This window comes from Streptomyces sp. NRRL F-5630 (assembly GCF_000719475.1).
GTDB lineage: Bacteria > Actinomycetota > Actinomycetes > Streptomycetales > Streptomycetaceae > Streptomyces.
Genome location: NZ_JOGO01000080.1, coordinates 1 through 24,574, shown reverse-complemented (window position 1 = coordinate 24,574; position 24,574 = coordinate 1). Strand labels below are relative to the sequence as shown.

The window sequence follows — 24,574 nt, the reverse complement described above, 5'->3', positions numbered from 1 at the left end:
CCACGCCCCCCAGGACCCCCTGCCCCCCGTCCCGTTGGACCCCGGACACCGCAGCAGCGAGGTGGAACGGACCGCCTTCCGCGCGCTCGCGGAGGGTATGTGGGACCGGCACGGCGCCGCCGTCGCCCGCTCCCTCGCCCGGATGCCCGCGCTGCGCGGCAGGGAACAGGAGGCGGCTCGCGCCGATCTGATCGCACTGCGCATGTATCTGCACACCTCCGAGGGCCCGTTGAGCCACGGCGCGGTGACTCGCGCCCTGCGCGACTACGATCCGGGGATGTTGCCGTACGGAGCCTGCGTGGCCTCGGCGCTGACCCGGCTGCCGTCCTACCGGGGTGCTGTGCTGCGCGGCACGGGCAGTGACCCCACCGCCGGCGGCTCCGGCGTCCCCGCCCTGCCCCGTCGCGGGACGTTGCTGCGCGACGCGGCCCTGCTGAGCACCACGCCGCTCGATCCCACCCGTACGGCCATGATGCCGGGCGGGAGCTATGTCATCTGGTCGGTGACCGGCCGTCGCGTACGGCAGTTGTCCGACCACAGCCGTGGGCCCGAGGAGGTGGTGTTCGCCCCGGGGACCCTCTTCCGGGTGCTGGACGTCCGCCGCGACGGGCCTTCCGTACAGATTTTTCTGCGTGAACTGACCGGTCCCGCCACGGCGGCCACGCCCGATCCCGAAGCGGATCGGGCCGTGCTCGCCCGGCTGGACGATGTCGTGCGCGGGCGCTCGGCGGCACCGGAGGGCACCGGCCACTGGCCGGAGCGCTGCGTCGGCGCCGTGGGCGCCGGGCCGTGACGCGACACCGAATCCAGACATGAGTAGGGAAGTTGCATGGCACCTCAACATGATCCTTCCGACCGGATACCGCCGCGCTCCGGCACCTCCGCCGACGCAGGCGCCTCCGGCAAGCCCGGAAGCTCGCCGGTGTCGGTCCGCAGGGCGGTGACGATGGGGGGAGCGGCCGGGGACCCGGGCGGCGCTCTCGCCCCCGGCGGCGCTCTGACGCCGGGCGGCGGACAGCGGGGCCGTACGCACGCGTCGCCCGCCGAGGCCACCCCGGACGCCCATGCCCGTACGGAGCGCAGCGGACCGACGAGCGACGGGCCGAAGGGCGACGGGCCGAAGGGCGACGGGCCGGAGAACAAGGGTCCTGAGCACGACGAGCCGGAGAACAAGGGCCCGGAGAACAAGGACGCCCGGAAGAAGGCCACGGAGCCTACGGACGCCGACGGGGTCACCGGCGCCGCGAGAGGCATCGGCGCCCCGAAGCCGTCGGCCGCCGCCCCGGCCGGGACCAAGGCGGCGGACAGGGCGGCGACCCAGGCCGCGGTCCAGGCGGCGGCCAAGGGCGGGGCCGGACCGGCCGCGTCCGCGCCCGACTCCTCGGCGTCCTCCGCGTCCGCGTCCTCCGCGTCCGTGTCCTCCGCGACTGCTTCCTCCGCCTCCCCCTCGGCCCCGACCACCGTGCTGGCGACCGTCGGCAGCGCCGGGGGCTCGGCGCCGGACGCCGTCGCGGCGGCAGCGGCGGGCAGCGGCGGCGCGGGCACGAGCACGCGCGCGGGCGACGAGCCGCCCGGCAGCCGCCCCAAGAAGCCGATGCTGGCGGCGGCGGCGATCGTCGGCGCGATACTGATCGCGGTCCCGTTCCTGGTGGCCGGGCAGGACGAGCGCGAACCCGAGCGGACCCGCACGCAGAACGCGGCCGACACGGTGCTCGACACCGAGCGCTCCGCCGTTCCGGACACCTACACGAGCGAGTCACCGACTCCCTCCCCCAAGCCGAGCAAGGAGAAGAAGGAGAAGCCGCCCGCGCCGGTGGTCCACAAGCAGACGTTCGCGCCCTCGCCGAGCGCGTCCGAGAAGCCCAAGGAAAAGCCCAAGCCCAAGCCGAAGGTCAAGGAGCTGACCGCGGCCGAGAAGCTCCGCCAGTGGGCCAACGGCCGCTCCGGCGTGCAGAACACGGTGATCAAGAACGCGGACACCGGCCAGTGCATCGACATCGGGGGCTACGACAAGGGCAAGATCAACGATCCGGTCAACCAGTTCCCGTGCAACGACACGACCGTCGACAACCAGTTGTGGAACCTGGACATCGTGGATAAGAACGGTGGCCCCCAGAACGCCCCCCTCTTCCTGATCCGCAACAGCAAGGACGGGCTGTGCCTGGACCTGGGCTACTACAACGCGAGGTCGGCGGGGACGAAGGTCAGCGAGTTCCACTGCAACGCGACCGGCGACAACCAGCTCTGGTGGCTCGATCCCCGCGGGGACGGGACCAACTGGATCCGTAACGCCGTCAGCAACGACCTGTGCCTGCGCCCGACCGACGGAGCCTCTGCGGGCAACGACGCGCGGCTCGAAATCGCCATGTGCGGGTTCGGTGACCGCTGGATCGTCTGAGGACGGACCCGCTCCGGCGGACCCGGCGTCCCCGTTCCCGAGGTGTACTCAGCTACGCCTCGGGAACGGGGACGTTCTCTTTCTCGTCGAGGCGATGGGCTCCACCGTGGCGGTCGCCGGCGGTGGGCGGACGGCGGGCCGGAGGGATCAGAGAACACCGCGCAGATCGACCAGCGATCCGTTCTCCGTCAGGTGGTCGCGGTGGCGGCCTTCGGCGAACAGTTCGCGGAGGTACATACCGGGGTAGTCCAGGACCTCGTCCCGGTCGGCCAGGGTGAGGCGGGCCCGGTAGGGGGTGTCGCCGTCGCGGACCAGGACGTCGCACCAGTGCGGCTCGGGGGCCTCGACGCCCGCCAGCGCGACGTCGTCCGCCGCCATCTGCCCGGCCCAGGCCGCGAGGTCGTCCAGGAGCCAGGCCATGTTCATCCAGGACGGCGCCCCCGCGGCCGGCCGCCAGTCGTACACGCGGCGCGCCTCGCGGCCGGTGCCTGGTGGCGCGCCCTCGCGGCAGACGGGCGGCTCCGCCGGGCCGCCCGTCTCGGTGAACTCGACGGCCCGGGACCGCATCCTCAGCGCGGTGAGGCGGAAGCGGTCACCACCGAGATCGAAGGCGACCTCCGCCGCGTGGGTGAGGAACTCGCTGTCCGGATCACCGGTCACGCGAGGCCCCTGCCGGGGTGTGGCCGCGAACGCGCTCGTCACGAGCTTCACCCGGCTCATCCCGTTCTCCCCCTTGAAGGTTCGCGCTCCCGGTCGGAGGGCGGCGCAAAGGGGACATTACTGTCGCTCGCGGTGAACGGGGCGGCCTTGGTGAGGTCCTGGGGGGCGCGGTGGTGCACAGGGGTGGTGGGCAGGGGCGGTCGTGGGCAGGGTGGAGGCATGACCTCTTCGCCGGAGTCCGCGCCCGCTCGGTTCAAGGACCTCTGTCTTGACGCACGGGACCATCAGGCACTCGCCGACTGGTGGTGTGCCGCCATGGGCTATGTGCGGCGAGGTGAGGGGGAGCCCGCCGGGCGGCCCGTGGCGATCGTCGATCCGGTGGGGGGCGGGCCGTTGATCTGGGTCGTTCCCGTGCCCGAGGGCAAGGTCGTCAAGAACCGGATGCACCACGACGTGTACGGGGACGTCGAGCGGCTGCGCGGGCTCGGGGCGCGGGTGGTCCAGGAGCCCGACGCCGCGAAGGGCATCCCGTGGCACGTCATGCGGGACCCGGAGGGGAACGAATTCTGCGTGTTCGCTCCGGCGGGGTGAACAGGCGTTCCGGCCGTCCGGCATGCGGGGCGCCGCGCGGGCCCGCCGCGCGGCCGGGGAGGCGCGGGTGTCAGCCGTACATCCTCCGCATCGCGTACTCGACCATCTCCTCGACCGCCTTCGCGTCGAAGACGATGCGGTGCTCGCCCTCCATGTCCAGGACGAAGCCGTAGCCCGTGGGGAGGAGGTCCAGGACCTCCGCGCCCGTGATCACGAAGTACTTCGAGTCCTTGCCGGCGTAGCGGCGGAGTTCCTTCAGCGAGGTGAACATCGGGATCACCGGCTGCTGCGTGTTGTGCAGGGCGAGGAAGCCCGGGGTGTCGCCGCGGGGGCAGTAGACCTTCGACGCGGCGAAGATCTGCTGGAAGTCGTCCGAGGTGAACTGGCCCGTCGTGAAGGCGCGGACCGCCTCCGCGAGCGACGGGGGGGACGGCTCGGGGTAGAGCGGGGGCTGCTGCTGGCCGTACGCGTCCGGCTGCTGCTGCCCGTACGCGCCGGGCTGGGGCTGCTGCGGGGCCTGCGGAGGCGGGGCGTACTGCTGCTGGGCGCCCGCGTTCGGGTCGTAGCCGTACATGGGGGAAAGAGTACCGAGGCGGCACGGGGCCCGGGAGGGCCGTGAGGGGGGCGGTGCGCGGCCCCGGAGTGACGACTTCCTCATCCGCGGGGGCCGCCAGGGCTTGCGCCTTATTACTCGCGGGTAGCATCATCGTAGCTACCGGCCGGTACTGGTACGCGTGCGCGTGGGCATCCCGTACTGATATCGGCTTGTATGTCTGATACGTCCGGGTGGAGGGCAGCCTCCCCGTACCGCGTAAGGGAGCCGTCGCCGTGGGGCACTACAAGTCGAATCTCCGAGACATCGAGTTCAACCTCTTCGAGGTCCTGGGCCGCGACAAGGTCTACGGTTCCGGCCCCTTCGCCGAGATGGACGCCGACACCGCCAAGTCGATCCTCGCCGAGCTGGCGAGGCTCTCCGAGAACGAGCTGGCCGAGTCCTTCGCGGACGCGGACCGCAACCCGCCCGTCTTCGACCCCGAGACGAACACGGCGCCCGTCCCCGAGACGTTCAAGAAGTCCTACCAGGCCTTCATGGACTCCGAGTACTGGCGCCTGGGTCTCCCCGAGGAGATCGGCGGCACCACCGCGCCGCGCTCCCTCATCTGGGCGTACGCGGAGCTGATCCTCGGCGCCAACCCCGCCGTCTGGATGTACTCCTCGGGCCCCGCCTTCGCCGGCATCCTCTTCGAGGAGGGCAACGAGGCGCAGAAGAAGGTCGCCGAGATCGCGGTCGAGCGGCAGTGGGGCTCGACCATGGTCCTCACCGAGCCCGACGCCGGTTCGGACGTCGGCGCCGGTCGCACCAAGGCCATCGAGCAGGCCGACGGCACCTGGCACATCGAGGGCGTGAAGCGCTTCATCACGTCCGGCGAGCACGACATGTCGGAGAACATCCTCCACTACGTCCTCGCGCGCCCCGAGGGCGGCAAGCCCGGCACCAAGGGCCTCTCGCTCTTCCTCGTGCCGAAGTACGAGTTCGACTGGGAGACCGGCGAGCTGGGCGAGCGCAACGGCGTCTACGCGACGAACGTCGAGCACAAGATGGGCCTCAAGGCCTCCAACACGTGCGAGATGACCTTCGGCGACCGCCACCCCGCCAAGGGCTGGCTCGTCGGCGACAAGCACGACGGCATCCGCCAGATGTTCCGCATCATCGAGTTCGCCCGCATGATGGTCGGCACGAAGGCCATCGCGACCCTCTCCACCGGCTACCTCAACGCCCTGGAGTACGCCAAGGAGCGCGTGCAGGGCCCCGACCTCGCGAACTTCACCGACAAGACCGCGCCCAAGGTCACCATCACGCACCACCCCGACGTACGCCGCTCGCTCATGACGCAGAAGGCGTACGCGGAGGGGATGCGCGCCCTCGTCATGCACACCGCCGCGGTGCAGGACTCGATCGCCGTCAAGGAGGCCGCGGGCGAGGACGCCGCCGAGCTGCACGCCCTCAACGACCTGCTCCTCCCGATCGTCAAGGGCTACGGCTCCGAGAAGTCCTACGAGCAGCTCGCGCAGTCGCTCCAGACCTTCGGCGGCTCCGGCTACCTCCAGGAGTACCCGGTCGAGCAGTACATCCGGGACGCCAAGATCGACACCCTCTACGAGGGCACGACGGCGATCCAGGGCCAGGACTTCTTCTTCCGCAAGATCGTCCGCAACCAGGGCGCCGCGCTGAACTCCGTCGCGGAGGACATCAAGAAGTTCCTCGCGGTCGGCCCCGGCGGCGAGACGCTGGCCGCCGCGCGCGGCGAGCTGGCGAAGGCCGCCGGTGAGCTGGAGGCCCTCGTCGGCGCGATGCTCACGCAGCTCGCCGCCACGCAGGAGAACGCCCGCGAGATCTACAAGGTCGGCCTCAACACCTCGCGCCTGCTGCTCGCGGCCGGTGACGTCGTCGTCGGCTACCTGCTCCTGCGCGGCGCGGCGGTCGCCGAGGAGAAGCTCGCCTCGGCCTCCTCGAAGGACAAGCACTTCTACGAGGGCAAGATCGCCGCGGCCAAGTTCTTCGCCGCCAACATCCTGCCGCGCGTCGCGATCGAGCGCGCGCTCGCCGAGTCGACGGACCTGGAGCTGATGGACCTCGCGGAGGAGGCGTTCTGAGCCCCGTGCTCCCGGAGCGCTGATCCTTCGGCGTACGGCCCGTCCCGCTCGTGGGGGCGGGCCGTTTCGCGTGTGGGGGCGGGCTGTGTCGCTCGTGTGGGGCGGGCCGTGTCGTTCGTGTGGGGCGGCCGTGTCGCTGGTGGGGGGCGGGCCGTCTCGCGGGTGTTCGCTTGCGACCGGGCCTGTCGTCTTTCCTTCGCCTCGTTCGCGCACAGCGGTATCGCGGGGACACTCGCCACCCGGGAGGGTGAGGCGTGTGGTGACTTCGGCGAAGTTATCCACAGAAGGGGCGGGAGGGGCGGTGGGGGGTGGCGGGGTGCGAAAGAATGGTGTCAGGGGAGCCCCCCGGGTGGGTGGGGGTCTGTCCCGCGCAGGCTGACCCGGCCGTGCTGGACCTCCCCCGCACAGGAGGGCCGGTGCGTGCTGCCCTCCCCCGCACAGGAGGGCCAAGGCGTGCTGACCTCCCCCGCGCAGGGGGCCGGTGCGTGCTGCCCCGCCCGCAGGGTGACCCGGCCGTCCCCGGCCCCTCCCACCACCCGCTCGTTAGGCTCTCCCCATGACGACCAGCACCGCCGCCCCCGCCTCCGCGCCCTTCGACCGCGCGCACACCGACGACCTCCTGACCTTCCTCGCGGCGTCCCCCACGCCGTACCACGCCGTCGCCGAGGCGGCGCGGCGCCTGGACGAGGCCGGGTTCCGGCAGGTCGCCGAGGAGGCGGCGTGGGAGGGCACCCCGGGCGGCACGTACGTGCTGCGCGGTGGCGCGCTCGTGGCCTGGTACGTCCCCGAGGGCGTCGAGGCGCACACCCCGTTCCGCATCGTCGGCGCGCACACCGACTCCCCGGGGCTGCGCGTCAAGCCGCGGCCCGACTTCTCCGCGCACGGCTTCCGGCAGGTCGCCGTCGAGCTGTACGGCGGCCCGCTGCTCAACTCCTGGCTCGACCGCGACCTCGGCCTCGCCGGCCGGCTCAGCCTGCGCGACGGCTCGACGAAGCTCCTCACCGTCGACCGCCCCCTGCTGCGCGTCCCGCAGCTCGCCGTCCACCTCGACCGGGGCGTCAACGACGGCCTCAAGCTCGACCGGCAGCGCCACCTCCAGCCGGTCTGGGGCCTCGGCGAGGGGCACGAGGGCGAGCTGATCGCCTTCGCCGAGCGCGAAGCGGGGCTCGAAGAGGGCAGCGTCACCGGCTGGGACCTGCTCGCCCACCCCGTCGAGGCGCCCGCCTACCTCGGGCGCGAGAACGAGTTCGTCGCGGGCCCGCGCATGGACAACCTCCTCTCGGTGCACTCCGGCGTCGCCGCGCTCATCGCCGCCTCCCGCTCCGGCGAGCTGTCCTCGATCCCGGTCCTCGCCGCCTTCGACCACGAGGAGACGGGCTCCCAGTCCGACACCGGCGCCGACGGCCCGCTCCTCGGCAACGTCCTCAAGCGCTCCGTCGCCTCGCGCGGCGGCTCCTACGAGGACCGCGCCCGCGCCCTCGCCTCCTCGGTGAGCCTCTCCTCGGACACGGGCCACGCCGTGCACCCCAACTACGCCGAGAAGCACGACCCGACCCACCACCCGCGCGTCAACGGCGGCCCGATCCTCAAGGTCAACGTCAACAACCGCTACGCCACGGACGGCGCGGGCCGCTCCGTCTTCGTCGCCGCCGCCGAGCGCGCCGGGACCCCGTACCAGAGCTTCGTCTCGAACAACTCGATGCCGTGCGGCACGACGATCGGCCCCATCACGGCGGCCCGCCACGGCATCAAGACGGTGGACATCGGCGTCGCGATCCTCTCCATGCACAGCGTCCGCGAGCTGTGCGGCGACAAGGACCCGTACTACCTGGCGAACACGCTCGCCGCCTTCCTGGAGGGCTGAGGCCCCGGCCGTCCGGTTCCGGTACGGAGCTGTCTCGGGGCGCACGGCAGTGTGCGGTGCGCCCCCGGGGGTACGCGGGAGGCACGGACGGCAACAAGGAGGCTCGTCATGGGACTTGGTGGATGCATCATTCTGATCGCGATCGGCGCGATCCTCGCGTTCGCGAGCGACTGGCACGTCAGCGGGCTCGATCTGAGCCTGGTCGGCGTGATCCTCATGGTCGTCGGCATCATCGGCGTCGTGACGTTCACCAGCATCGCGCGCAAGCGGCGCATGATCACCACCACCGGTGGTGCGCCGATCGTCACCTCGCAGCCGATGACCGAGGAGGAGCGCATCCGCCGTGAGCACGGCGGCTACTGACGGGCCCTCCGTTACGCAGCTCCTGCCGCTCCCTGCCCGGCCGTCACCGCCAACGGTGGCGGCCGGTGGCATGTCCGGGGCGATGACCGATGGCGGGACTTCAGGGGGCGCCCCCCGAAGCAGCGCGCCCAGCCGGAAGCCGGGGGTCGGGAAGCCGGAAGCCCGGGACGGGCCGGGGCGGGCGCCAGGCACCGCGCGGCGGTGCCAGGCCCGGCGCGCCGATCGCGGTGCGCCCCCCTCCCTCAGCCGTCCAGCCCCGCCAGCACCAGGGCCAGCCGGGTCTCGCCGCCCTCCGCGACGAGCTTCACCGGCACGCCCCAGTCCTGCTGGTGCACGTGGCACGCGGGGTATTCGCCCCCGGCCTCGTCGCAGGAGGCCGCCATCGCGGAGACGTGCAGGACGCCCTCCGGGATCTCCGGGTTCAGCTCCAGGTCGCGGGCCAGCCCCGTGCCCGCGCCCTCGCCCGCGCGCAGCAGTTCCGGGGGCGTCGACGAGACCAGGAGGCGCGTCGAGGGGCCGTAGCGGGTGTCGAGCTTCTGGCCCGTCGGGGCCTGGAAGACGACGTCCAGGGCGAGCTTCCCCGCGGCCACCTCGGTCGCCGCGCGCCGGGTGCGGTGGGCGACGGCCTCGACCCGTACCGCCTCCTCGGGCAGCCGCAACCGCGTCAGCCGGTGGCGGGCCGACTCGACCACGACGATCTCCTCGCCGTCCACGACCGCCGCGCTCGCCTCCCGCAGATCGGTCGCGAGCGTCGTCACCTCGTCGCTCGCCGGGTCGTAGCGGCGCAGCGCGTGGTTGTACGTGTCCGCGACGGCCACCGAGCCGTCCGGGAGCGCCGTGACCCCCAAGGGATGCTGGAGGAGCGCCTGCCCGGCCGCGCCGTCGCGGTGGCCGAAGTCGAAGAGGCCCGTGCCGACCGCCGTGCGGACCGTGCCCGCGCGGTCGATCCAGCGCAGCGCGCTCGTCTCCGCGTCCGCGACCCACAGCCGCTCGCCGTCGTGGCTCACCGCGAGCCCCGAGGGCTGCGCGAACCACGCCTCGGCCGCCGGGCCGTCGACCAGCCCCTCGTTCGTCGTGCCCGCCGCCGCGCGCACCGTGCCGCTCTCCGGCGCGTACGTCCACAGCTGGTGCACGCCCGCCATCGCGATCCACACCTCGCCGTCGAACCACGCCACGTCCCACGGCGACGACAGCGAGACCTCGCGCGCCGCGCCCGCGACCGGCTCGCCCTGCCACCACTGCCGCCCCGTCCCCGCGAGCGTGGTGACCTCACCGCTCGCGAGATCGACGCGGCGCAGCGCGTGGTTCACCGTGTCCGCGACGACGACCGCGCCGTCCGGGAGCAGCGCGAGGCCCTGCGGCTCGTTGAACCGCGCCCCGGCCGCGTCCCCGTCGACGAGCCCGCGCCCCGCGCCGCCGATCCGCCGCCGCACCGTCTCGCCGTCCGCCTCCAGCTCGACGAGCGCGTGCCGCGTCGTGTCGCTGACCAGGAACGTCCCCCCGGGCAGCCGCAGCGCCTTCCCGGGGAAGCGGAGGTCGGTCGCGACCGGCTCGGGCGGTACGTAGGGGCCCTCGCCGCGCCGCAGCGTGCCCTTCGCCTCGTGCTCCGCCTCCAGCTCGTCGACCAGCGTCGCGAGCGCGTGCGCGTGCCCCTCGCCCGCGTGCTGCGCGACGACGTAGCCCTCGGGGTCGATCACGACGAGCGTCGGCCAGGCCCGTACCGCGTACTGCTTCCACGTGGCCAGCTCCGGATCGTCGAGCACCGGGTGCTCCACCCCGTACCGCTCCACCGCGTCCACGACGGCCCCGTGCTCCGCCTCGTGCGCGAACTTCGGCGAGTGCACCCCGATGATCACGACCGTGTCCCGGTGCTTCTCCTCCAGCGCACGCAGTTCGTCGAGCACGTGGAGGCAGTTGACGCAGCAGAAGGTCCAGAAGTCGAGGATCACGATCCGGCCGCGCAGATCGGCGAGCGAGTACGCGGTGTCGCCGGTGTTGAGCCAGCCGCCCTTGCCGGTCAGCTCGGGGGCGCGGACACGGGCACGGCGGGATGCGGGAGCTGCGTCGTTCATGGTCTCCAGGGTGCCACTTCACCTGCGGTGATCCGCGATCCGGATGTTTCACGTGGAACAATTCCCGGCGCCCGGCGGGCCGGGGTGCGGCGAGGGGAGGTGCCCCGTGGAAGCCCGCTTTCGGCCCCGTACCGGTGTTTCCGGGGGAACGCGGCCGGGCGCCGCCGCTTTCCGGCGGGAAAACGGGTAGCCGTAGGGCCATGAGATATCTCGTGCGGGAGCGGTTGTTCTCCCTCGGTGACGACTACTGGATCGAGGACGAGTCGGGGCGGAAGGTCTTCCTGGTCGACGGGAAGGCGATGCGGCTCCGGCAGACCTTCGAGCTGAAGGACGAGCAGGGGCGGGTGCTCGTCGACATCCACCAGAAGCTGCTGAGCCTCATGGGGGAGATGATCATCGAGCGCGAGGGCGAGCACCTCGCCAAGGTGAAGCGCAAACGGCTCTCGCTCCTCCGCAACCACTTCCGCGTCGAGATGGCGGACGGGACCGAACTGGACGTGAGCGGCAAGATCCTCGACCGCGAGTTCGCGATCGAGTACGACGGCGAACTGCTCGCGCAGATCTCGCGGCGCTGGTTCACCGTCCGCGACACCTACGGGGTCCAGGTCGTGCGGGAGGACGTGGACCCCGCGCTCCTCATCGCGGTGACCGTGTGCGTGATCGCGCTCGCGGAGGGCAACGACGGCTGAGGCCGCTCACGGGCGCCAGCGCAAGGGGTGCCTCTCCGGTACCTCGATGACCGCGATCCGGACCCCGTCCGGATCGCGGAGCCACATCTCGACGAGCCCCCACGGCTCCTCGCGCGGCTCGCGCACGATCTCCACCCCGGCGCGGCGCAACTCCTCGTGCGCCGCCGCCGCGTCGGGGACCTGGAGCCAGATGCCGAGCGCGGGTGACGGGGGTTCGGTGGAGCGGCCGGAGACCTCCAGGAAGCCGTTGCCCAGGAAGTAGACGACGCCGCGTTCCTCGCCCGTGCCGAACTCCCTGTGCACGGCGAGGCCGAGGCGGCGGCCGTAGAAATCGCGGGAGCGGCCGGGGTCAGTGGGGCGCAGCAGAATCCTGCTGCTCAGTACCTGCACCATGCCCACCGAGCTTAGGGGAGTGGGGCCTTGGGCGCGCGGAGGCGGACGGGCGGCGGGCGCCGGGGCGGGCATATGCGCGCCCGCGAGCGGTCCCCGGCGGGCGCCCGTACGGGGCGCACGGGGTGCGGAGCCTCGTGCGGCGGCGAACCGTACCACCGCTGTGTGGGTCGGGACGTCAACTCCGGCCTACCATCGTCACTCGAAAGCACTGCCAGGGCGACACCCGGCGGCGTACTGTGCTCTTCCGGGGGCTCTCCCCCCGGCCCCCGAGCACCCGCGCACCGTCCGGCGCCGCACTGCCGTCGCCGCCCTGACCGCCCGCCAGCCGTCCCTGACGACCCGATGTCCTGCCGCGGCGACCGCCGCGCCGTACCGACCGCACGAGGGGTCCCGTGAGCCTCCATCCCAGCCTTCAGACCTATGCCGACGCCTGGTCCCACTCCGTGGAAGCGATATCCGCGCTGGTGCAGCCCCTCGCGGAAGCGGACTGGAACCGGGCGACACCCTGCCCCGGCTGGTCGGTGCGGGACCTGATCTCGCACGTCATCGGCTTGGACTGCGAGATCCTCGGCGATCCGCGCCCGATCCACACGCTGCCGCGCGACCTGTACCACGTCCGCACCGAGCACCAGCGGTACATGGAGATGCAGGTCGACGTCCGCCGTCATCACACGGCCCCCGAGATGCTCGGGGAGCTGGAGTACACGATCATCCGCCGCAACCGGCAGCTCCGGAACGAGAACAGGCAGCCGGACGCGACGCTGCGGGGGCCGCTCGGCACCGAGCAGACCCTCGAAGTCGCCATGCGGCGGCGCGCGTTCGACGTGTGGGTGCACGAGCAGGACCTGCGTGTCGCGCTCGGGCAGCCGGGGAACCTCGACTCGCCCGGCGCCCATGTCGCGCGGGACGAACTGCTGGGCGGGCTCCCGAAGGTCGTCGCGAAGCGGGCGGGGGCCCCGGCGAACAGCGCGGTCGTCTTCGACGTGAGCGGTCCCGTCGAGTTCCTGCGGACCGTGCGGGTCGACGCGGAGGGGCGGGGGAGCGTGGACGGGGCGCCGTCGCTCGGGCCGGTCGCCACGTTGAGCATGGAGTGGGAGACGTACTTCCGCTTGGCCTGCGGGCGGATTTCCGCGGAGCGGGCGGCGGCTGACGTGAAGTCGGAGGGGGACGAGGCGCTGGTCTCCGCGATCCTGGCCCACTTCGCCCTGACACCCTGAGGCGGGGCGGGCCCCCTGGGGGGGCTCCGCCCGCGCCTCCGCGCCCGCGCCCTGCGCACCCGCGTTCAGCCCTGCGCCTCGCGCCTCCGCGCCCGCGCCCTGCGCACCCGCCGCGCTCCGCCGCTCCGCTCCTCAGGCGCCGGAGGGGCTGGACTGCTGCGGCACGTGGACCGTCTCGATCCTGCTCGCCACCAGCCGCTCCCGTTCCCTGCGGAGCGCGCGGGCCCGCAGGCGCAGGATCTGGGAGACGCCCAGGGCCTCCACCGCGAAGATCGCGCAGAAGGCGACGCGGTAGTCGTCGCCGGTCGCGTCGAGCAGGACGCCGATGGCCAGGAGCAGGAGCATGCAGGCGCTGAAGCCGCCGATGTTGACGATCCCCGAGGCCGTGCCCTGGCGTTCGGGCGGGTTGGCCGGGCGGGCGAAGTCGAAGCCGATCATCGAGGCCGGGCCGCAGGAGCCGAGTACCACCGTCAGGGCGATCAGGAGCCACATCGGGGCGTGCGGGCCCCAGCCCAGGACGAGCGCCCACAGCAGGGCCGTCGCGCCCACCGTGCCGAGCACGAGCGGGACGCGGGCGCCGTGGTGGCGGGCGATGAGCTGTCCGTAGACGAGCCCCACGACGATGTTCGACAGGATGACGGCCGTGAGCAGGTCCCCCGCCGTGCCGCGCGAGAGGCCCTGCTGCTCGACGAGGAACGGCATCCCCCACAGGAGGAGGAAGACCATCGCGGGGAACTGCGTCGTGAAGTGCGTCCACATCCCGAGCCTGCTGCCCGGCTCGCGCCACGTCGCGGCGATCTGCGCGCGGACGTAGGCGGCGCCGCGGTGCGCGGCGGGCAGGGGCGGCGGCTCGTGGCCCTCGGGGTGGTCCTTGAGGAAGAGCAGCGTGACGACGAGGACGAGGACGCCGAGTCCCGCGCTGCCCGCGAAGGCGGCCGTCCAGCCGATGCCGTGCAGGAGCCGGGCGATCACGAGCGTCGAGACGAGGTTGCCCGCCATGCCGACGAGGCCGGCGAGCTGGCCGACGAAGGGGCCCCGCCGGGCCGGGAACCAGCGGTTGCCCAGGCGCAGCACGCTGATGAACGTCATGGCGTCGCCGCAGCCGAGCAGGGCCCGCGAGAGCAGGCCCGTCGCGTAGTTGGGCGAGAAGGCGAAGCCGAGCTGGCCCAGGGTGAAGAGGACGGCGCCGAGGCACAGCACCTTCTTCGTGCCCATCCGGTCGACCATGAGGCCGACGGGTATCTGCATCCCCGCGTAGACCAGGAGCTGGAGTATGGAGAACGTCGAGAGCGCCGAGGCGCCGACGTGGAAGCGGTCGGCCGCGTCGAGCCCGGCGACGCCGAGGGACGTGCGGAAGATGATCGCGACGAAGTAGACGGAGACGCCGACGCTCCACATCGCGACGGCCGCCCGGCCGCCGGGCGGATCGCCGGGGAGCGTGGCGCGCGCGGGCACGGACTGCGCGGTCATCGCACCTCCCCGCGGGCGAGCGTGTGGAACCAGCCCACGTGCCGGTCGACGACGGCGACGGCCGCCTCGGCGTCCCCCGCGCGCAGGGCGGCGAGGATCTCACGGTGCTCGTGCAGGCTCTTCTGGATGCGGTCCGGGTGCGAGTACATGACCGCGACGCCCATGCGGAGCTGGCGGTCCCGGAGCTGGTCGTACAGGCGCGAGAGGATCTCGTTGCCGCCGCTGCGCACGATCTCCGCGTGGAAGCAGCGGTCGCTCGCGGCGGCGCCCTCGTAGTCCCCGGACTCGGCGAGCCGCTGGTGCTCGGCGATCAGCTCCTCAAGACGCGCCAGGAGCACGGGCGAGGCGGGCACGGCCTTGCGCGCCGCGTGCTGCTCGACCAGGAGCCGCGTCTCGACGACGTCCTCGATCTCCTGCGCCGAGACGGGCAGGACGAGGACGCCCTTCTTCGGGTAGAGCTTGAGCAGCCCCTCGACCTCCAGGCGCAGCATCGCCTCCCGTACCGGGGTGCGCGAGACGCCGACCTCGTCGGCCACCTCGCCCTCGGTGAGGAGGGTGCCGCCGGCGTAGCTGCGGTCGAGGATGCGGTGCTTGACGTGGGTGTAGACGCGGTCGGCGGCGGGCGGCTGCCTGGTGGGCCTGGGCTCGGCGGAGAGGGCTGCCGTGGGGACGGAGGACATGCGCACAGCATAGATACAAGATGCGTACGCCCTGGGGTTTGTCCACGAACTGGACAGGGTGCGGGAGGTGTGAGGCGCGTGGGGCGGGGCACGCGACCGGCGTCAGCGATACGGCTCACAGCCCGAAGCGAAGGAGCACGATCATGGCCGCCAAGCACGGCAGGCACGCGCACCGCGCGGACCAGAGGACGACCGCCCGCGTGGAGCGTGTGAAGGGCGCCGCGAAGGAGGCGGCGGGCAAGCTCGTCGGCAACGAACGGCTCCGGACCGAGGGCGGCGCCGAACGCTCCCGCGGCGACCTGCGCGAGGCCAAGAAGAAGGCGAAGGACGCCTTCCGCCACTGACATCCTCAGACCTGGACCGGGGCGATCCCTGACCCGAGCGGCCCCGCGTCCACTCCAGGAACCGGGTGCCACCGCGGCCACGCCCCCCTCGGGCTCCGGTGCGCACCCGCCCCCGAAGCGAGACCCCCGCCCCTCCCGGGCGGGGGTCTCGCTGTGCCGCGCCCCGGCCGGGCGCCTGCCCTCTTCCGGGTCCCCGCCCGGCATGGCACCCGCCGACGCCGCCCCGCTCCGTGGTCCGCTGGGTCCATGCCCGTACCGTCGCCGTCCGCCAAGCCCCTCGCAGACCTGCTGCCCGAGCCCCTGCGCAGACTGGGGGCCTGGTGCGTGCTCCTCCTCCTCGTCGCCGGGGTCGCCGGGGTCGCGATCTGGCTGTGCGTCGAGCTGAAGACCGCGGTCACGCCGATCCTGCTCGCCGTGCTCGGGACCGCGCTGCTCCGCCCGCTCTACTCGCTGCTCGTGGGCCGCGGGCACGTGCAGCGCTCGCTCGCGGCCGGGATCACGTGCGCGGCGGTCGTGGCGGCGGTCGGCGGGGCCGGGTACATCGTGACGAGCGCGATCGTCGACAACGGGCAGCAGATCCTCGACTCGATCCGCAGCGCCTTCGAGGACGCGGCCTCGTGGGTCGGTGCCAAGAACACCTCGCTCGACGACATCACGCACAACGCCCGCCAGTTGCTCGACAAGTTCGGCGGCACGGCGGCGACCGGGGTGATCAACGGCCTCAGCGTCGTCGGCAGCTTCGTGGCGACGGCCGTCCTCGCGCTGCTCCTGATGTTCTTCTTCCTGCGCGACGCCGGCCGCGCGCTGCGCGGGCTGCGCGAGCTCTCGCCGGGCGACAGCTCCGACCTCGTGGAGGCGATGGCGCGACGCGCGTACCAGGCCGTCGCGGGCTTCATGCACGGCACGACGATCATCGCGCTCATCGACGCCACGTTCATCACGATCGGGCTGCTCGTGCTGGGCGTGCCGGGCGCGCTCGGCCTGGGCGCGCTCGTCTTCCTCGGCGCCTACATCCCCTACCTCGGCGCGTTCATCTCGGGGGCCGTCGCGATCCTCGTCGCGCTCGCGGACCGGGGCTTCGTCATCGCGCTGTGGGTGCTCGGGGTCGTGCTCGCGGTGCAGGTCCTGGAGGGGCACCTGCTCCAGCCGATCGTGCAGAGCCGCACCGTGCAGATGCACCCCGCCGTCGTCATGGTGACGATCACGGCGGGCGCCTCGCTCGCGGGCATCCTCGGGATGCTCCTCGCGGTCCCGCTGACGGCCGCCGCGTTCGGGATCTTCCGGGAACTGCGGCAGCGGTACGGGGACGGGGGCGGCGCGAGCGCGGGCGAGGCGGGCGCGAAAGGGACGGGGGCGGGAGACACTCCCTGAACGGTTCACCGTTAAATCACATAAAACGGTCCGTAACGCTCTACGGTGTGGCCAGGGGGTCCGGGACCGCACGGGGGTCCCGGGCCCCCGCCCCGTCACCGCGCCCCGCCGCCCTCGCCCTCGTCCTCCTCGTCCCCTTCGCCACCCTCCTCGTCCTCCTCGTCCTCCTCGCGCAGCTCGAACCAGATCGCCTTGCCCTCGCCCCGCGGGGACACCCCCCAGTCGTCCGCGAGGAGTTCCATCAGCACCAGGCCCCGCCCCGAGGAGGCCAGTTCGCCCGGGTCACGGCGGTGCGGGAGGGTGTCGTCGTCGTCCAAGACCTCGACGCGCATCCGGCGGGCCCCCGGCGGGCCCGTCACGGAGGCGATGAGAAGGGCGTCGCCCTCGGTGTGCACGAGCACGTTCGTGAGCATCTCGGAGCACATCAGCACCGCCGAGTCCACCTGGTCCCGCTCCGGCCAGTCGTGCAGCAGGTCGCGCAGTTGCCGCCGCGCCCCCGCCACCCGCTCCGGCTCCGCCTGCGCGACGGAGAGGATCGCGCGGCGCCCGGGCGGGTGGCGCAGCCGGCTGGAGGAGCCGATGAGCGCGCGGCGCAGGAGGAGGAGGGCGATGTCGTCCTCGTGGAGCGGGCGCAGGGGCCCCGTGTCCTCCTGGGCGCCCGGCCGGTGGACGGCCCCGAGCAGCGCGTCCGCGAGGCCCTCGACGTCGTCGCCCTCGTACGACTCGACGGCCCGCCGCAGCCGCTTCCAGCCGGTGTCGAGGTCGTGCCCGCCGGTCTCGACGAGGCCGTCGGTGCACATCACCATCGTCTCGCCGGGTTCCAGGACGAGCCGCGTCGTCGGGTAGTCCGCGTCCGGGTCGATGCCGAGCGGGAGGCCGCCCGCGACGGAGCGGCGCAGCATCGTGCCGTCGGCCATCCGGACCGCTGGTTCGAGGTGCCCCGCGCGGGCGATCTCCAGCGTCCCGCTCGCCGGGTCCACCTCGACGTAGAGGCAGGTGGCGAAGCGCGGGTCGTCGTCCGGCGCCTCCAGTGCCTCCGTGTCCTCCACCGCCGTCGCGTCCATGCCCCGCGTCTCGCCGATGCCGTGCAGGAAGCGCGTGGCGCGGGTCAGGACCGCGTCCGGGCGGTGCCCCTCGGCCGCGTAGGCCCGCACCGCGATCCGCAACTGGCCCATGAGCCCGGCCGCGCGCACGTCGTGGCCCTGCACGTCGCCGATGACGAGCGCGGTACGGCCCGAGGGGAGCGGGATCACGTCGTACCAGTCGCCGCCGACGCGGAGACCGCCGCCGGTCGGCACGTAGCGGGCGGCGAGGCTCATGCCGGGGATCGCGGGACCGAGGCGCGGCAGCATGGACCGCTGGAGCCCCTCGGAGAGTTCGCGCTGCGAGTCGGCGATCCCCGCGCGGCTCAGCGCCTGCGCGAGCATCCGCGCGACCGTCGCGAGCACGGAGCGCTCGTCGGCCGTGAAGGCGACGGGGTAGGTGAAGGCGGCGAGCCAGGCGCCCATCGTGCGCCCGGCGGCGACGAGCGGCAGGAAGGCCCAGGACTTGCGGTCGAACGCGGCGGCGAGCGGCCATGTCGCGGGGTAGCGCTCGCGGTACTCCTCCGGTGAGGAGAGGTAGACGGCGCGGCCGGTGCGGATCACCTCGGCGGCCGGGTAGTCCGCGTCGAGGGAGATGTCGGCGAAGGGGGCCGCGGCGTCCCTGCGGTGGCCGTGGTGGCCCACCACGGTGAGGTGGTCGTTCTCGACGCCGAAGACGGCGAGGCCGTCGGGCGAGAAGCCCGGCATGGAGAGCCCGGCCGCGACGCGCAGGACCTCCGTCGTGGAGCGTGCCTCGGCGAGCGCGCGGCCCGCGTCGAGCAGGAAGGCCTCGCGCGAGCGGCGCCAGTCGCCCGTGACGGGCGCGCGGGCGACGGTCTCCGGCGAGGGCTCGGTGATCTCCTGGAGCGTCCCGACCAGGATGAACCCGGGCCGGGAGCGGTCCGAACGGCCCGCCGCCGGGGCGGTCACGCCGCTGCCGAGCCACGTCGCGGAGGTATCGGCCGCGTCGTGCTCGGCCTCCTTTCCGCCCGTCCCGGGCGGGGCGACCGGGACGGTGGGCCGCGAGCGGGTGCGGACCACCCGGACGACGTTGCCCTGCTCGTCCATGACCCGCAGCCGTGCCTCGCCGAGGGTCTCCTCGGCGGCGGCGAGCGTGATGACGCTCTGGATCTCGTTCCAGTCCGAGGGGTGGAAGCGGGCACGGACCGCCGCCTCGGAGAGGGTCGCCGGGCGCGCGGGCAGGCCGAGCAGCCGGGCCGCCTCGGCGTCCACGGCGATGGTCCCGGCCGCGTCGTCCCACCGCCACAGACCCGTGCGCAGCGCGGCGAGTGTCTCGGTGGCACTGGGGGCGACGTTTTCGCTACCCATTGTCTGATTTTACGTGGATTATGCGCGGGGCAGCCAGTCGGAAGCGGGCGCGGAGGGCGGGGCGGGGGCCTTGGGGCGGCGCCCCGGGGGCGTACGGGACGGCGGTAACCTTGACCCGGATAATTTGACGCACTACCCCCCGAGCGACTGGATAGAGATGCACCGGTACCGGTCCCACACCTGCGGCGAGCTCCGCGCCTCCGACGTCGGCGGCGACGTCCGGCTGAGCGGCTGGCTGCACAATCGGCGCGACCTCGGCGGCATCCTCTTCATCGATCTGCGTGACCACTACGGCATCACCCAGCTCGTCGCCCGCCCCGGGACGCCCGCCTTCGAGACGCTCGACAAGCTCTCCAAGGAGACCGTCCTGCGGGTCGACGGCAAGGTCGTCTCGCGCGGTGCCGAGAACGTCAACCCGGACCTGCCCACCGGCGCGGTCGAGGTCGAGGCGGGCGAGGTCGAGGTGCTCGGCGAGGCCGGCCCGCTGCCCTTCACGATCAACGCCGAGGACGGCGTCAACGAGGAGCGGCGCCTGGAGTACCGCTTCCTCGACCTGCGCCGCGAGCGGATGCACCGCAACATCATGCTGCGCACCGCCGTGATCGCGGCCGTGCGGCAGAAGATGGTCGCGCTCGGCTTCAACGAGATGGCGACGCCGATCCTCACCGCGACCTCCCCCGAGGGCGCCCGCGACTTCGTCGTCCCCTCGCGCCTGAACCCCGGCAAGTTCTACGCGCTGCCGCAGGCCCCGCAGCAGTTCAAGCAACTGCTCATGGTCTCCGGCTTCGACCGCTACTTCCAGATCGCGCCGTGCTTCCGCGACGAGGACGCCCGCGCCGACCGCTCGCCCGGCGAGTTCTACCAGCTCGACGTCGAGATGAGCTTCGTCGAGCAGGAGGACGTCTTCCAGCCGGTCGAGAAGCTCATGACGGAGCTGTTCACCGAGTTCGGCGGGGGCCGCGAGGTCACCTCGCCGTTCCCCCGCATCCCGTTCCGCGAGTCGATGCTGAAGTACGGCAACGACAAGCCCGACCTGCGGGCGCGGCTCGAACTGCACGACGTCTCGGACGTCTTCGCCGGTTCGGAGTTCAAGGCGTTCGCGGGCAAGCACGTGCGCGCGCTGCCCGTGCCCGACACCGCGAAGCAGTCCCGCAAGTTCTTCGACCAGCTCGGCGACTACGCGGCCGAGCAGGGCGCGAAGGGCCTCGCGTGGGTCCGCGTCGGCGAGGACGGTCAGCTCGCGGGCCCGATCGCGAAGTTCCTCACGGCGGACGACGTGAAGGCCCTCACCGAGCGCCTCTCGCTGGCCCCCGGGTACGCGGTGTTCTTCGGCGCGGGTGAGTTCGACGAGGTCTCGAAGATCATGTCGGCGGTGCGCGTCGAGGCCGCGAAGCGGGCCGGGCACTTCGAGGAGGGCGTCTTCCGGTTCTGCTGGGTCGTCGACTTCCCGATGTACGAGAAGGACGAGGAGACCGGGAGGATCGACTTCTCGCACAACCCGTTCTCCATGCCGCAGGGCGGCATGGACGCGCTGGAGCACAAGGACCCGCTGGACATCCTGGCCTGGCAGTACGACATCGTCTGCAACGGCATCGAGCTGTCCTCCGGCGCGATCCGCAACCACGAGCCCGCGATCATGCTGAAGGCGTTCGAGATCGCCGGCTACGACCGCGAGACCGTCGAGCACGAGTTCGCGGGAATGCTCCGCGCCTTCCGCCTCGGCGCCCCGCCGCACGGCGGCATCGCCCCCGGCATCGACCGCATCGTGATGCTCCTCGCCGACGAGCCGAACATCCGGGAGACGATCGCCTTCCCGCTCAACGGCAACGCCCAGGACCTCATGATGGGCGCCCCCACGGAGCTGGACGAGACGCGGCTGCGGGAGCTGAACATCCAGCTCAGGAAGCCGGTCCAGAAGTAGCGGTACGCGGCAGGCGGAAGGGCCGGACCCCGGGGACGGGGCCCGGCCCTTCCGCGTCCTCCCGCCCGAGAGGCCCGCACCGTCACCCGATGGGGGGATCGTCCGGCGCAGAATGGTTTTGCCGGTGGTGGCGCTCCCTACCGTGGCGGGCAAGACTTGCCGTGAGTGTGGAGGGGCCGCCGTGAGCACCGCTGTGAAGGAGTGTTCCGTCATGGACACGAGCGCGAGTCCGCTGAGCCAGGAGGACTTCGAGGAGATCGCCCGCGCCGCCGCGCGGACGAACGAGTCGGTCCGGCTGGAATTCCTCGACGGGAAGATCAGGGAGAAGGCCGTGCCGGACGGCTACCACGGGCGCATCATCGAATGGCTCACCAAAGTCTGTCTTCAGGCTCGACCGGAGCTGTGGCTCTACGGAGACCAGGGCCTGCACGTTGAGGCGTACCGGCGGGGCAACGCCCGTCCGGATGGCTGTCTGGCGCGCTCGGGAGCTTTCGAGGGCGTCGGAGAGTGGGCGGGCACGGAAGACGTGCGGATGGTGGTTGAGGTGACTTCCCGGGACCGTGACACCAACCAGCGCGACCGCATCGAGAAGCCCGCCGCCTACGCCGCCGCAGGAATCCCCGTCTACCTCCTCGTCGACCGGGGCAACCAGTCGGTGAAGGTGCACTCCGAGCCCGAGGGCGGACGGTACGCGAAGGTGAACGAGGTGGCTTTCGGCAAGAGCGTCTCCCTGCCCGAGCCCGTCGGTTTCGACCTCGACACGGCGCCGCTGCTCGACTGGGCGGGCTGATCCCGTACGCGGCGAGGGCCGCCACCCGTGCCCGGGTGGCGGCCCTCCTGCGACCGGGACCGGAGGCTCAGTCCTCCGCGCCGCCGAAGCGCTCCTTGAAGACCTCCAGGTCGTCGTCCGTCAGCTTCGCGAAGAGGACCGGCGGGACGATGAACGGCGTGCCGGCCGGGACCGCGTCCAGCGCGTGGGCCTCGGCCGCCGAGATCCACGTGGCCTTGTCCGCGTCCAGCCGGAAGGCGGTCCGCATCGCCTTCGCCGTCGTCGGGACGAACGGCTCGGAGACGACGGCGTAGAGGTGGATCAGGTTCATCGCGGTCCGCAGGGTCAGGGCCGCCGCCTCCTGGTCCGTCTTGATCTCCAGCCAGGGGGCCTTCTCCTCCAGGTACGAGTTCCCCGCCGACCACAGCGCGCGCAGCGCCGCCGCCGCCTTGCGGAACTGGAGCGCCTCCATCTGCTCCTCGTACTCGGCGAGCAGCCGGGCGATCTCCTCGCCGAGCCTCGTCTCCGCCTCGCCCGCCGTCCCGCCCTCCGGCACCGCGTCGCCGAAGCGCTTGCGCGAGAAGGACAGCACGCGGTTGACGAAGTTGCCGAGCGTGTCCGCGAGGTCCTTGTTCACCGTGGCCTGGAAGTGCTCCCAGGTGAAGGACGTGTCGTCGGACTCCGGCGCGTTCGCCATCATGAAGTAGCGCCAGTAGTCGGCCGGGAGCAGTTCGAGCGCGTCGTGCGTGAAGACGCCCCGGCGCTGCGAGGTCGAGAACTTGCCGCCGTAGTAGTTGAGCCAGTTGAAGGACTTCAGGAAGTCCACGCGCTTCCACGGCTCGCGCGTCCCGATCTGCGTCGCCGGGAACATCACGGAGTGGAACGGCACGTTGTCCTTGCCCATGAACTCCGTGTAGCGCACGTCGTCGGCCCCGTACCACCACGACTTCCAGTCGCGGCCCTCCGGCCCGGACTCGGCCCACTCGCGCGTCGCGCCGATGTACTCGACGGGCGCGTCGAACCACACGTAGAAGACCTTGCCCTCGGCGGCCAGCTCGGGCCACACGTCGGCCGGTACCGGCACGCCCCAGTCGAGGTCACGCGTGATCGCGCGGTCGTGCAGGCCCTCGGTGAGCCACTTGCGGGCGATCGAGGAGGAGAGCTGCGGCCAGGAGTCGGCCGTCGCGTCGATCCACTTCTCGACCTCGCCCTGGAGCTTCGACTGGAGCAGGAAGAGGTGCTTGGTCTCGCGGACCTCCAGGTCCGTCGAGCCGCTGATCGCCGAGCGCGGGTTGATCAGGTCCGTCGGGTCCAGGACGCGCGTGCAGTTCTCGCACTGGTCGCCGCGCGCCTTGTCGTAGCCGCAGTGCGGACACGTGCCCTCGACGTAGCGGTCGGGCAGGAAGCGCCCGTCGACCGGCGAGTACACCTGCCGGATGGCGCGCTCCTCGATGAAGCCGTTCTCGTTCAGCTTGCGCGCGAAGTGCTGCGTGATCTCGCGGTTCTGCGCCGAGGAGGAGCGGCCGAAGTAGTCGAAGGCCAGCGAGAAGCCGTCGTAGACGGCCTTCTGCGCGTCGTGCGCCGTGGCGCAGAACTCCGCGACGGGCACGCCCTGCGCGGCGGCGGCCAGTTCGGCCGGGGTGCCGTGCTCGTCGGTGGCGCAGATGTAGAGCACCTCGTGCCCGCGCTGGCGCAGGTACCGCGCGTAGACGTCGGCCGGGAGCATGGACCCCACCATGTTGCCCAGGTGCTTGATCCCGTTGATGTACGGAAGGGCGCTGGTGATGAGGTGTCGAGCCATCGGGGGGCTGCTCCCAAGTCGCTACGGAAGGTGAGGGGCGGAGGCCGGGGGGTGTGTCCGCCGGTCACCTGTTATCCCGGAAATCGTAGCCGAACGGGCGAGACGGGCTCCGGGGGTTTCTCTCCGTGGACACCGCGCGGGGCACGGCGGTACGGCCGGGGAGCAGGCGGTCACCCCACGTGACGCGGCCGGGTCCCGGTCCCGGGACCCGGCCGCGTCCGTCGCCGCGCTCAGCCCTGGGGCCGCCAGTCCGCGAGCAGTCCGCCGAGGACCTCGGCGTCGGTGAGCTCCTTCGGTACGGGACCCGCCGCGAACCAGCCCGCGTTGGCCGCCTTGAGCCGCCGCAGGTAGTCGAAGTTCTTCGACTCCGTCTCACCGAAGGAGACGAACTGCCAGCGCAGCTCGGGCTGTTCGGCCTCGGCCGTCTTGAGCGCCTGGGTCGCGGCGGTCCGCACGTCCGGCGGGCCGTCCGTCTGGAAGACGACGAGGCCCGGCTCGCCCGCCGCCTCCTTCGCGTGCAGCGCGCGCACCTCCTCGATCGCCAGCGCGTAGTTGGTGCGGCCCATCCGCCCGGCGCCCGCGTGGAGTTCGTCGACGACGCCCTCGTACGCGTCGAGCGCGAGCGTGCCCACGGCGTCGATCGCCGTCGAGAAGAAGACGACGCGCACGACGGCCTCGGCGTCGAGGTGCGCCGCGAGCGCGAGCACCTGCTCGCCGAGCGCCTGCGCGCTGCCGTCCTTGTAGTACGGGCGCATCGAGCCCGAGCGGTCGAGCACGAGGTACACGCGCGCTCGCGTCCCGGTGAGCCCGGCCGTGCGCAGGGCGGCACCGGCGCTCTTGTGCGCGGGGGCGAGGGCGGGGGCGAGGCGCTTGACGCGGGCGGCGGGGACGGCAGGGGTGGGGGT

Annotated in this window: 20 protein-coding genes and 1 pseudogene; 12 read left to right on the top strand and 9 right to left on the bottom strand. The window is 72.5% G+C overall.

The window, feature by feature from the left end; all coding sequences use genetic code 11:
• Both IF99_RS0126165 and IF99_RS0126160 read left to right on the top strand, forming a co-directional pair.
• Window positions 1-793: pseudogene (locus IF99_RS0126165) on the top strand (hypothetical protein); the annotation flags it as partial.
• Between the two features lie 36 nt (window positions 794-829).
• Window positions 830-2,398, top strand: coding sequence for an RICIN domain-containing protein (locus tag IF99_RS0126160; protein WP_234340859.1), 1,569 nt, complete (start codon window positions 830-832; stop codon window positions 2,396-2,398).
• A gap of 147 nt (window positions 2,399-2,545) precedes the next feature.
• Here the strand turns inward: IF99_RS0126160 and IF99_RS0126155 are convergent, their stop codons facing one another.
• Window positions 2,546-3,118: a hypothetical protein gene (locus IF99_RS0126155; RefSeq protein ID WP_234340858.1), complete on the bottom strand. Its 573-nt coding sequence runs from the start codon at window positions 3,116-3,118 to the stop codon at window positions 2,546-2,548.
• Window positions 3,119-3,277: 159 nt separating this feature from the next.
• On the opposite strand from IF99_RS0126155, the gene IF99_RS0126150 reads away from it, so the two are divergent.
• Window positions 3,278-3,649, top strand: coding sequence for a VOC family protein (locus IF99_RS0126150; protein WP_031000040.1), 372 nt, complete (start codon window positions 3,278-3,280; stop codon window positions 3,647-3,649).
• 70 nt (window positions 3,650-3,719) lie between these two features.
• Here the strand turns inward: IF99_RS0126150 and IF99_RS0126145 are convergent, their stop codons facing one another.
• The gene (locus tag IF99_RS0126145) at window positions 3,720-4,223 is read right to left on the bottom strand and encodes an SseB family protein (protein ID WP_031000038.1); all 504 of its coding nucleotides are present in this window, start codon (window positions 4,221-4,223) and stop codon (window positions 3,720-3,722) included.
• A gap of 254 nt (window positions 4,224-4,477) precedes the next feature.
• Between IF99_RS0126145 and IF99_RS0126140 the strand changes: the two genes are divergently transcribed.
• The 3 genes from IF99_RS0126140 (at window position 4,478) to IF99_RS0126130 (ending at window position 8,531) form a co-directional block, all read left to right on the top strand.
• A complete protein-coding gene (locus tag IF99_RS0126140; RefSeq protein ID WP_031000036.1) occupies window positions 4,478-6,304 on the top strand; it encodes an acyl-CoA dehydrogenase in 1,827 nt (608 codons plus the stop codon).
• A gap of 556 nt (window positions 6,305-6,860) precedes the next feature.
• Window positions 6,861-8,168: a M18 family aminopeptidase gene (locus IF99_RS0126135; RefSeq protein WP_031000034.1), complete on the top strand. Its 1,308-nt coding sequence runs from the start codon at window positions 6,861-6,863 to the stop codon at window positions 8,166-8,168.
• Window positions 8,169-8,276: 108 nt separating this feature from the next.
• Window positions 8,277-8,531 carry a DUF6458 family protein gene (locus IF99_RS0126130; RefSeq protein ID WP_031000032.1) on the top strand — a complete coding sequence of 85 codons (255 nt, stop codon included), beginning with the start codon at window positions 8,277-8,279 and terminating at the stop codon, window positions 8,529-8,531.
• Between the two features lie 242 nt (window positions 8,532-8,773).
• Here IF99_RS0126130 and IF99_RS0126125 read toward each other — a convergent pair whose 3' ends face one another.
• Window positions 8,774-10,603 (bottom strand): NHL domain-containing thioredoxin family protein, encoded by a 1,830-nt coding sequence (locus IF99_RS0126125; protein WP_031000030.1) that lies wholly within the window; start codon window positions 10,601-10,603, stop codon window positions 8,774-8,776.
• A 200-nt stretch (window positions 10,604-10,803) separates the two neighbouring features.
• Between IF99_RS0126125 and IF99_RS0126120 the strand changes: the two genes are divergently transcribed.
• On the top strand, window positions 10,804-11,292 hold the full coding sequence (locus IF99_RS0126120; RefSeq protein ID WP_031000028.1) for an LURP-one-related/scramblase family protein: 489 nt from the start codon (window positions 10,804-10,806) through the stop codon (window positions 11,290-11,292).
• Window positions 11,293-11,298: 6 nt separating this feature from the next.
• Here IF99_RS0126120 and IF99_RS0126115 read toward each other — a convergent pair whose 3' ends face one another.
• A complete protein-coding gene (locus tag IF99_RS0126115) occupies window positions 11,299-11,685 on the bottom strand; it encodes a VOC family protein (protein WP_031000023.1) in 387 nt (128 codons plus the stop codon).
• Between the two features lie 392 nt (window positions 11,686-12,077).
• Between IF99_RS0126115 and IF99_RS0126110 the strand changes: the two genes are divergently transcribed.
• Entirely contained in the window at window positions 12,078-12,902 is an 825-nt protein-coding gene (locus IF99_RS0126110; protein ID WP_031000022.1) for a maleylpyruvate isomerase family mycothiol-dependent enzyme, read from the top strand.
• A gap of 132 nt (window positions 12,903-13,034) precedes the next feature.
• On the opposite strand, the gene IF99_RS0126105 is transcribed toward IF99_RS0126110, so the two are convergent.
• Window positions 13,035-14,372, bottom strand: coding sequence for an MFS transporter (locus IF99_RS0126105; protein WP_031000020.1), 1,338 nt, complete (start codon window positions 14,370-14,372; stop codon window positions 13,035-13,037).
• Window positions 14,369-15,052, bottom strand: a complete 684-nt coding sequence (locus IF99_RS0126100) for a GntR family transcriptional regulator (RefSeq protein ID WP_031000018.1) — start codon at window positions 15,050-15,052, stop codon at window positions 14,369-14,371. The genes IF99_RS0126105 and IF99_RS0126100 overlap by 4 nt, the downstream gene beginning before the upstream one ends.
• A gap of 143 nt (window positions 15,053-15,195) precedes the next feature.
• On the opposite strand from IF99_RS0126100, the gene IF99_RS0126095 reads away from it, so the two are divergent.
• Window positions 15,196-15,396 (top strand): CsbD family protein, encoded by a 201-nt coding sequence (locus IF99_RS0126095; RefSeq protein ID WP_031000016.1) that lies wholly within the window; start codon window positions 15,196-15,198, stop codon window positions 15,394-15,396.
• Between the two features lie 246 nt (window positions 15,397-15,642).
• Entirely contained in the window at window positions 15,643-16,767 is a 1,125-nt protein-coding gene (locus IF99_RS0126090) for an AI-2E family transporter (protein ID WP_037827624.1), read from the top strand.
• Between the two features lie 95 nt (window positions 16,768-16,862).
• Here IF99_RS0126090 and IF99_RS0126085 read toward each other — a convergent pair whose 3' ends face one another.
• The gene (locus tag IF99_RS0126085; protein ID WP_031000012.1) at window positions 16,863-19,178 is read right to left on the bottom strand and encodes an ATP-binding SpoIIE family protein phosphatase; all 2,316 of its coding nucleotides are present in this window, start codon (window positions 19,176-19,178) and stop codon (window positions 16,863-16,865) included.
• A gap of 157 nt (window positions 19,179-19,335) precedes the next feature.
• On the opposite strand from IF99_RS0126085, the gene aspS reads away from it, so the two are divergent.
• Together aspS and IF99_RS0126075 are read left to right on the top strand one after the other, a co-directional pair.
• Window positions 19,336-21,099 carry an aspartate--tRNA ligase gene (gene aspS / locus IF99_RS0126080; RefSeq protein WP_031000009.1) on the top strand — a complete coding sequence of 588 codons (1,764 nt, stop codon included), beginning with the start codon at window positions 19,336-19,338 and terminating at the stop codon, window positions 21,097-21,099.
• Between the two features lie 211 nt (window positions 21,100-21,310).
• Complete coding sequence (locus tag IF99_RS0126075) at window positions 21,311-21,889, top strand: Uma2 family endonuclease (RefSeq protein WP_031000007.1); 579 nt, start codon at window positions 21,311-21,313, stop codon at window positions 21,887-21,889.
• A 67-nt stretch (window positions 21,890-21,956) separates the two neighbouring features.
• Here the strand turns inward: IF99_RS0126075 and metG are convergent, their stop codons facing one another.
• Window positions 21,957-23,669, bottom strand: coding sequence for a methionine--tRNA ligase (gene metG / locus IF99_RS0126070; RefSeq protein WP_031000005.1), 1,713 nt, complete (start codon window positions 23,667-23,669; stop codon window positions 21,957-21,959).
• A 230-nt stretch (window positions 23,670-23,899) separates the two neighbouring features.
• Window positions 23,900-24,574: VWA domain-containing protein (locus IF99_RS0126065; RefSeq protein ID WP_031000003.1), on the bottom strand; the 675-nt coding region annotated here is incomplete at its 5' end.